This is a genomic window from Burkholderia stagnalis (assembly GCF_902830275.1).
Taxonomy (GTDB): Bacteria; Pseudomonadota; Gammaproteobacteria; order Burkholderiales; family Burkholderiaceae; genus Burkholderia; species Burkholderia stagnalis.
Genome location: NZ_CADESW010000077.1, coordinates 1 through 721, shown reverse-complemented (window position 1 = coordinate 721; position 721 = coordinate 1). Strand labels below are relative to the sequence as shown.

The 721-nt window shown below is 59.9% G+C and carries 1 protein-coding gene; it reads left to right on the top strand.

Annotation, left to right across the window (positions count from 1 at the left end; translation table 11 throughout):
• Window positions 1–7 precede the first annotated feature (7 nt).
• Window positions 8–721 (top strand): IS5 family transposase (locus tag HWY45_RS36275; RefSeq protein WP_244111064.1); only part of this gene is annotated, 714 nt, incomplete at its 3' end.

The window sequence follows — 721 nt, the reverse complement described above, 5'->3', positions numbered from 1 at the left end:
CGTATCCCTGTGTAGTGCAGTCAGACTGCAGGGGTTCGTCACGCAAACTGCTCCGCTGCGCCCGATCCGGACTTGGATGAACGAGGCGCTGTCGAATATGGATGCCAAGTTCTCGGCGATGTACGAAGCGGACATCAAAGGCGGTCGGCCGAGCATTGCGCCGGAGAAGCTGATGCGGGCGATGCTACTTCAGGTGCTATACAGCATTCGCAGCGAGCGGCAACTGGTCGAGCAGATCTCGTACAACCTTTTGTTCCGTTGGTTCGTCGGCCTGTCGATCGAAGACGCGGTGTGGAATCACTCGGTGTTCAGCAAGAACCGGGATCGACTGATCGAGTTCGACGCAGTGACTGACCTGTTCAACGCGACGGTGGAAACGGCGCATAAACGCGGCTTGCTGTCGGGCGAGCACTTCAGTGTGGACGGCACCTCGATCCATGCGTGGGCCAGCCACAAGAGCATCCGGCGCAAGGATGGCGGGGACGATGATCGTCCGCCTGACAATTGGCATGGCGAATCGCGCAGTAATGAAACGCACGAATCGAAGAGCGACGGTGAGAGCCGGCTCTATCGCAAGAGCAATGCCGCGCCAGCCTTGCCGAGTTACCTGGGCCATGTGCTGACGGATAACCGGCACGGTCTGGTCGTGAACGTTCAGGCCAGCGAGGCGAATGGCCGAGCGGAACGCAAAGTGGCGACGGACATGCTGCGCGATGTGTCG